Genomic DNA, 6,554 nt, shown 5'->3' with positions numbered 1-6,554 from the left:
ACACGCCACGCGAAGGATAATGCGCAGTTGTAAGAGCCGTTAAGAGATCGTAAACCGTGAATCTGGACATCAAATCGCATGCTCGCGGCAACCTGGAGCCAATTTTCCTGCGCGCTGCCCCCATTTGCGGCCCAGCGGGTAGAACCGGACTGACCGAAAAGTGCCGGCGTTAACTCCCGTCTTACCGGCATGCGGGAAACTGCACACCATGACCGACAGTTCCTCCTCTTCTAAGGCTCTTCTTGTGTGCGCCCAACCGGATCTGAACAACCGGATCGGATTATGGCTTGACCATCTGGCCGATGAGCGGCGCCTGTCGGACAAGACCCTGGTGGCCTATGAGCGGGACTTGCGCCAATTCTTGAGATTCCTGACCGGTCATTTCGGCAATCCTCCCTCCGTGAAAGATCTTGAAGCGCTGAAGCCGGCCGACTTCAGAGGGTTCATGGCGAGCCGGCGGCGGCAGAAGGCCGAGAGCCGGACACTTGCGCGCGGCCTTGCCGGGATCCGCTCCTTCTTGAAGTTTCTGGAACGGCGCGGCGAGGTGAATGCCGCAGCATCCGACGCCATCCGTCCGCCCCGCCAGCCCCGGTCGCTGCCCAAGCCCGTGTCTTCAAAAGATGCCCTCGATATCACGGGCGGAGGCCTGTCGATGGAAAAGGCTTCATGGATTGATGCGCGCAATGCGGCCGTGCTGACCTTGCTCTACGGCTGCGGTCTCCGGATATCCGAGGCGCTGTCACTGACCGGCCGGATGGCACCGAAGGCGGGCACCAAATCCATGCGCATTGTCGGGAAGGGCCGGAAGGAACGAATCGTACCGATCCTTCCCGCCGTGTGTGAGGCTCTGGACCGGTATCTGGCTCTCTGCCCTTATGCGATTGATGCCGATGGGCCGCTTTTCCTTGGGGCGCGGGGAGGAGCGCTTAACCCGCGCGCTATCCAGCTGGCCATGGAAAAGATGCGAGGTGCGCTCGGCCTTCCAAAAACGGCCACCCCGCACGCCCTCCGGCACTCCTTTGCAACCCATCTTCTTGCCGGAGGCGGGGACTTGAGGACAATCCAGGAGCTGCTGGGTCATGCGAGCCTTGCCTCGACCCAGATCTACACCGAGGTAGACGGGGCGCATCTGTTGACCGCTTATGACAAGGCGCATCCAAGACGTTAGATCAGCACGCGGTTTATCGGAATCACTCCGCCGCCCGAAGCTGAGCGATTGCGGGCAGGCCCAACTATCGGGCGTTTCCCGCGAAACGCCGGATGCTCCGAACAAGAATCGTTACGCGGATCGCGGCAAGGCATAGACCGTCCGGGTCTTGCCGTCGGGAAACAGTTCGCGCGCGATTTCAGTTCCGCCAAGTTTGTGCACAAGACCCCTGGCTGCCCGGTTTTGATCATCCATGTGGGTCTCCACCAAGTCCCAGCCATAAACATCATAAGCATGGCGGATCGCCGCTCTTGAAACTTCAACTGCGGCTCCGGTTCCGCGCGCGGACGGCACCAGCCACCAAGTCAGTTCGCGCCGGGGCCACCCTTCCGGCCAGGCGAAACCGCATCCGCCGACCGCCGGCCCTCCTTGGCGGGGCACCAAAAGCCACATGCCGTATCCTCTCAGCTGCCAATGGCCGAGATGCCCGGCGAGGACACGCCAAGCCTGATCCGGCCTCAAAGGCCCGCCATAAAACAGCGAGGCGTCAGGATCAGCGAAAAAGTCCCGATAGAGGGGAAAATCTTCAGCTGACGGCGGGCGCAGATGAAATCGCGCTGTACCCAGAGACTGCATCATTTCCCCATTGTGTTTGAGGCGTGTCATCAAAGGCCGCGCTTAACACGATTCCCGCTTCATCGTAGCGGCGCAATGCAATTTCCTTTACGCTCAAGCCGATAGCCCTGAGCAATCGGAAACCGGGAGACTTTCAAAAAATGCGCGTAGCCCTGCTCGCAATTTTGTACCTCTTTCTCACAGCCGCCCCGGCCACAGCCCAACGCATTTACTGCCCGCTGCCTGAAGACGGAGTTTGGGAAAACCCGGATGCGGCCCCGAAGGAAATCAGCCGTATCGAGATTGAAAGCCGATGCGAGAATGAACGGGTTTTCACCCGGGTGCGCGCCTTCACCTCCTGCATACCACGGGATTGTAAATGGGGCTGGACGAGTGCTGAGTTGCGCTCCGATGGCGCTGTTCAGGTCATTCTGATCGGATTTTTGAGCAGCAAGCAAATGACTCTCAAAGCGTTCGGCGATCTTCTCGACACCAGAGTCATCAATATTACGAACGACTTATCGCAGCCGAACGTCGAGAAGATATACAATCTGCAGCGCAAATAAATTTCGTTTTGGGTGCCCGATACAATTGTTTGTTGCTTTTTCCTTGCCTGCTTCGGTTTTTACCTTACTCTTAGGAAGGTCGTGCAACTCAAATCCACACCGACGGAGGGAATATGAAACTCTTGACACTAGGTGCCGCCGCTTTGGCCGTCAGTGCGTTTGCCATCGCTCCAGCTCATGCTTGCTCCTGGGGCAAAACAGCATCCAAGGACAAAAACATGACGGTCGCAACAACCGATCAGCTTCAAAGCACCGCAGACACGGACGTCGCTATCGCGACCAATGATGTAAGCGATGGGCTTCTGAAAAGCCTTCAGCCGGCCACCGAAAGCAAACCGGCCGAATAAGCTAAAGTCTCAATTGCTCCAAGGTTTGCCCGCTGCCCCCACACTGGCAGCGGGTCTTTTATTGCGATACGGCTTCAGATTGACTTTGCCTGTATTCCTCAACTGCCTGTGCAACGATCTGGACCGCTGAATTAATGAAAAGCGCTGCCATTAATCCGGCCACTATCAAATCCGGCCATGCGCTGGACGTTGCCCAAACACTTAAAGCTGCGGCCATCACAGCAACGTTGCCGATTGCATCGTTTCGCGAACACAGCCACACGGATCGTACATTGGCATCCCCGTCTTTGTAGCGGACCAGCAGAAGAACACTTGCGAGATTGGCAGAAAGCGCCAGCAAGCCGATCCCCCCCATGATTTCGGCCTTGGGTATGCCCAGCACGAGAACCTGGTAGGCTGTCGCACCGCCCACCCATAATCCCATCAGAAGAAGACTGAAGCCCTTGAACAGGGCGGCGAGAGCGCGTGTCTTCAAGCTGGCGCCAATGACTGCCAATGTGATGCCGTATGTGACCGCATCGCCGAAGAAATCCAGCGCGTCGGCCTGAAGGGCTTGCGAGCGGGCAGCGTGGCCTGCCGCCATCTCGATTACAAACATTGCGGCATTCAGGGCGATCACAATCCACAAACGGCGTTTGTAATCGTCCGACAAACCATCGAACGTGGTTTTTGTGCCATCACAGCATGCACCCATAGGAAATCCTCAACGCTTTACCATCTTGATTATCGATCTGAGCGCGTTGTAACTCCTATAGTGACTATAGGTTCAAGAGGCTTTGTGAAATGGATCTTTCCATTGGCGATCTGGCGCGAAAGACGGGCGTAAAGGTCCCAACAATCCGTTATTATGAAAAGGAAGGCCTGCTGGACACCCCGCTTCGGACGGAGGGAAACCAGAGGCGCTACGGCGCAAGCGATCTAGACCGCTTGCGGTTTTTGCGCCATTGCCGGGACCTCGGACTGCCGATGCAGGCGATCCGGGAACTAATGGAATTGAGCCAGCATCCCAATAGGCCCTGCAATGATGCCAACCGGATTGCGGAAGAGCAGTTGACCGCGATCCGTGCTCGGATCGCCCATCTAAAAAAACTGGAAACGGAACTCGTCCGGATCACAGCCAGCTGCAAAGGCGGTTCCATCGCCGCTGACTGCAATGTTCTGAAAGCCTTTGGCGATCATAGCCTGTGTGGCGACGACCACTGATTTGAAAGCTGGTTGCACCGGCTTCAACGTTTGAACGCGCAGCCCGGCCCGTCATGACATTGGCGCCTGGCACAAAAAAGCCCGGACGCAGGTCCGGGCTCTTGCTGCTTCTATCGCTGACAGCAATCAGGAATGAATGGATTTTGCAAAGGCGCCGAGGGCCGCTTCCTTGACTGCCTCAGACATGGTCGGGTGGGCGTGGCAAGTGCGGGCGAGATCTTCCGATGACCCGCCGAACTCCATCAAGACGGCTGCTTCATGGATCATCTCACCGGCGCCGAGCCCAACAATATGGACCCCAAGCACCCGGTCGGTTTTCGCGTCGGCCAAAACCTTGGCAAAGCCGTCCGTTGCATTCATCGCGCGGGCGCGGCCGTTTGCCGTAAAGGCGAATTTGCCGGTTTTGTAGTCAATACCGGCGTCCTTCAATTCCTCTTCCGTCTTGCCGACCGAGGCGACCTCGGGCTGAGTGTAAACCACGCCCGGGATCACGTCATAGTTTACGTGGCCAGCCTGGCCTGCCAGCATTTCTGCAATGGCAACGCCTTCGTCTTCAGCCTTGTGTGCAAGCATCGGGCCGACCACCACATCACCGATTGCGTAAATGCCATCGATATTGGTTTTGTAGTGATGGTCGATCGCCACACGCCCGCGTTCATCCACTTTGACACCGGCGGCTTCCAGGCCAAGGCCTTCGGTATAGGCACGGCGGCCAATCGCGACCAGGACGATGTCCGCGTCCAGCACTTCCGCTTCACCGCCCGCAGCCGGCTCAACCGTCACGGCAAGGCTCTTGCCTTTTTTCTCAACGCCGGTGACCTTGGAAGACAGTTTGAAGGACATGCCCTGCTTCTTGAGGACCCTCTGGAAGTTCTTTGAAACATCCCCATCCATCGGACCGAGGATTTTCGGCATGAATTCAACAACGGTAACGTCGGAACCGAGGCGGTTCCAGACAGACCCGAGTTCAAGCCCGATCACGCCGCCGCCGACGACAACGAGCTTACCAGGGACCTTGTCCAACTCCAGCGCGCCGGTGGAAGAGACAATCTGTTTTTCATCGATGTCCACGCCCGGCAGCGGCATCACATCCGAGCCGGTCGCGATCACGATATTCTTGGTATCGAGTGTTGTTGCTTTACCGTCTTCGGCCGTCACTTCAACCTTGCCGGCGCCGAGAATCTTTCCGGTACCGGTATGCACGTCGATCTTGTTCTTCTTCATCAGGAAGGAGATGCCGGAGACATTGGCGTCAACCACGTCGTCCTTGTGCTTCATCATCGCGTCGAGATCGAGCTTCGGCTTGCCGACCTTGATCCCGAGTTTTTCAAATCCGTGCGCGGCCTCCTCGAACAACTCAGATGCATGCAGCATGGCCTTGGAGGGGATGCAGCCGATGTTGAGGCAGGTCCCGCCCAGGGTCGCCCGCTTTTCGACAACCGCGGTTTTGAGGCCCAGCTGGGCCGCCTTGATCGCACATACATAGCCGCCCGGGCCGGTTCCGATGACGACAAGATCATATTGGGACATTTCGGTCGCCTTTGCCTCTTTTTCAATTCATCCATTGCGGATTGATCAGGATGCAAGACCCCCGGAGGGGAGCCTGCGATGTGATGTGCCGGTCAGTTGATCCGGCGGAGTGTTTCCGAGGCACGCCCGCCGGACCATGTCCCGAACAAAGTGCCATCGGCATTGATCTGATAGATCACCGGCTGGGCCTCGCCCCAATCGATGACCAGTTTCTGGCCGGTCAGAGGACCCTGGCCATGAAAGGTTTGCCCGGCGATCTCCCAGCGGAAGAAGGCCGTATTGTTCTTGACGGTTATGAATACGCGGCCGGAGTAGCGTGTGCCGTTCGGATTGACGCCTTGAACAGAATAGGTCCCTTCGATTTGCGGATTAAAGGTGGCCTTGGGCGCGGCCGTGGCAGACGCGCCGATGAACGCAGAATTTGAAAAGGGGGCTGCAATCACGGCGGCAAAAGCCAACACCATCATTGCGAAAGTGCGAAGACCCATTCCCATTGCATTCACTCCTTTGCCGGCAGCTTTCCTTTTAACGGTCAGCCAGCGCAAGCCGCAGACCAAAGCCCGCGAAGGTCGCCGCAATCGTCCGCTTCATCCAGATCATGACCCGGTCGCTCCGCAGAACCTTGTCGCCAACAACCGCAGCAAAGGCGCCATAGACCACGAAGACCGCAAAGGTCATTGCCATGAAGACACCCCCTAGCAGCAGCATCTCCAGGCCGGGATTGGCAGCCGCCGGGCTTACAAACTGAGGCAAAAACGCCAGAAAAAACACGGTCAGCTTGGGGTTGAGGATGTTGATCAGGAACCCGGTGCGGGCGGTGGCAATCAGGCTTTTCCGGTCCTGCTTGTCGGGTGTCAGGGTCAATGGACCACTGTCATCCTTGAGCGTCTGCCAAGCAAGAAACAGAAGATAGGCCACCCCTGCATATTTGACGGCCGTAAAGACCAGGGCACTGGTATGCATCAATGCCGCCAGTCCAATCACGGATGCCAGAATGGCCGGAATGATCCCGAGCGTGCAGCCAAAAGCAGCGGCGATAGATGCCTGCCGTCCGCGGCCCAACCCCACTGCTACTGTGTAGACCACCCCCGTGCCGGGAACGAGAACTACAATCAGCGCGGTGATCAGGAATTCCAGGCTCATTCT

The 6,554-nt window shown here is 57.6% G+C and carries 9 protein-coding genes; 4 read left to right on the top strand and 5 right to left on the bottom strand.

Translation table 11 applies throughout. The features are described 5' to 3' along the window. Positions 1 to 208 precede the first annotated feature (208 nt). A complete protein-coding gene (locus tag E1180_RS01860) occupies positions 209 to 1,168 on the top strand; it encodes a tyrosine recombinase XerC (RefSeq protein ID WP_155189382.1) in 960 nt (319 codons plus the stop codon). Between the two features lie 111 nt (positions 1,169 to 1,279). On the opposite strand, the gene E1180_RS01855 is transcribed toward E1180_RS01860, so the two are convergent. Then, positions 1,280 to 1,813, bottom strand: coding sequence for a GNAT family N-acetyltransferase (locus tag E1180_RS01855; protein ID WP_208996836.1), 534 nt, complete (start codon positions 1,811 to 1,813; stop codon positions 1,280 to 1,282). A gap of 110 nt (positions 1,814 to 1,923) precedes the next feature. On the opposite strand from E1180_RS01855, the gene E1180_RS01850 reads away from it, so the two are divergent. Beyond that, on the top strand, positions 1,924 to 2,328 hold the full coding sequence (locus E1180_RS01850; protein WP_196220498.1) for a serine/threonine protein kinase: 405 nt from the start codon (positions 1,924 to 1,926) through the stop codon (positions 2,326 to 2,328). A gap of 113 nt (positions 2,329 to 2,441) precedes the next feature. Further along, positions 2,442 to 2,675: a hypothetical protein gene (locus E1180_RS01845; protein ID WP_155189381.1), complete on the top strand. Its 234-nt coding sequence runs from the start codon at positions 2,442 to 2,444 to the stop codon at positions 2,673 to 2,675. Between the two features lie 58 nt (positions 2,676 to 2,733). On the opposite strand, the gene E1180_RS01840 is transcribed toward E1180_RS01845, so the two are convergent. After that, positions 2,734 to 3,369, bottom strand: a complete 636-nt coding sequence (locus E1180_RS01840) for a cation efflux transmembrane domain-containing protein (RefSeq protein WP_155189380.1) — start codon at positions 3,367 to 3,369, stop codon at positions 2,734 to 2,736. An 89-nt stretch (positions 3,370 to 3,458) separates the two neighbouring features. On the opposite strand from E1180_RS01840, the gene E1180_RS01835 reads away from it, so the two are divergent. After that, the gene (locus E1180_RS01835) at positions 3,459 to 3,878 is read left to right on the top strand and encodes a MerR family transcriptional regulator (protein WP_155189379.1); all 420 of its coding nucleotides are present in this window, start codon (positions 3,459 to 3,461) and stop codon (positions 3,876 to 3,878) included. A 126-nt stretch (positions 3,879 to 4,004) separates the two neighbouring features. Here E1180_RS01835 and lpdA read toward each other — a convergent pair whose 3' ends face one another. The 3 genes from lpdA to E1180_RS01820 all read right to left on the bottom strand — a co-directional run bounded on the left by lpdA (position 4,005) and on the right by E1180_RS01820 (position 6,551). Further along, a complete protein-coding gene (lpdA, locus tag E1180_RS01830; protein WP_155189378.1) occupies positions 4,005 to 5,408 on the bottom strand; it encodes a dihydrolipoyl dehydrogenase in 1,404 nt (467 codons plus the stop codon). Between the two features lie 92 nt (positions 5,409 to 5,500). Continuing rightward, a complete protein-coding gene (lfb1, locus tag E1180_RS01825; protein ID WP_155189377.1) occupies positions 5,501 to 5,902 on the bottom strand; it encodes an LIC10280 family protein in 402 nt (133 codons plus the stop codon). 31 nt (positions 5,903 to 5,933) lie between these two features. Next, positions 5,934 to 6,551: a LysE family translocator gene (locus tag E1180_RS01820; RefSeq protein ID WP_155189376.1), complete on the bottom strand. Its 618-nt coding sequence runs from the start codon at positions 6,549 to 6,551 to the stop codon at positions 5,934 to 5,936. Between the last annotated feature and the right edge of the window lie 3 nt (positions 6,552 to 6,554).

This window comes from Roseibium denhamense (genome assembly GCF_009711415.1).
Lineage (GTDB): Bacteria > Pseudomonadota > Alphaproteobacteria > Rhizobiales > Stappiaceae > Roseibium > Roseibium denhamense.
This window is presented reverse-complemented; position numbering and strand designations above follow the sequence as displayed.

Coding starts and splice junctions, on each gene's coding strand:
- E1180_RS01860 (WP_155189382.1), top strand. CDS start 209: ATGACCGACAGTTCCTCCTCTTCTAAGGCTCTTCTTGTGTGCGCCCAA.
- E1180_RS01855 (WP_208996836.1), bottom strand. CDS start 1,813: ATGACACGCCTCAAACACAATGGGGAAATGATGCAGTCTCTGGGTACA.
- E1180_RS01850 (WP_196220498.1), top strand. CDS start 1,924: ATGCGCGTAGCCCTGCTCGCAATTTTGTACCTCTTTCTCACAGCCGCC.
- E1180_RS01845 (WP_155189381.1), top strand. CDS start 2,442: ATGAAACTCTTGACACTAGGTGCCGCCGCTTTGGCCGTCAGTGCGTTT.
- E1180_RS01840 (WP_155189380.1), bottom strand. CDS start 3,369: ATGGGTGCATGCTGTGATGGCACAAAAACCACGTTCGATGGTTTGTCG.
- E1180_RS01835 (WP_155189379.1), top strand. CDS start 3,459: ATGGATCTTTCCATTGGCGATCTGGCGCGAAAGACGGGCGTAAAGGTC.
- lpdA (WP_155189378.1), bottom strand. CDS start 5,408: ATGTCCCAATATGATCTTGTCGTCATCGGAACCGGCCCGGGCGGCTAT.
- lfb1 (WP_155189377.1), bottom strand. CDS start 5,902: ATGGGAATGGGTCTTCGCACTTTCGCAATGATGGTGTTGGCTTTTGCC.
- E1180_RS01820 (WP_155189376.1), bottom strand. CDS start 6,551: ATGAGCCTGGAATTCCTGATCACCGCGCTGATTGTAGTTCTCGTTCCC.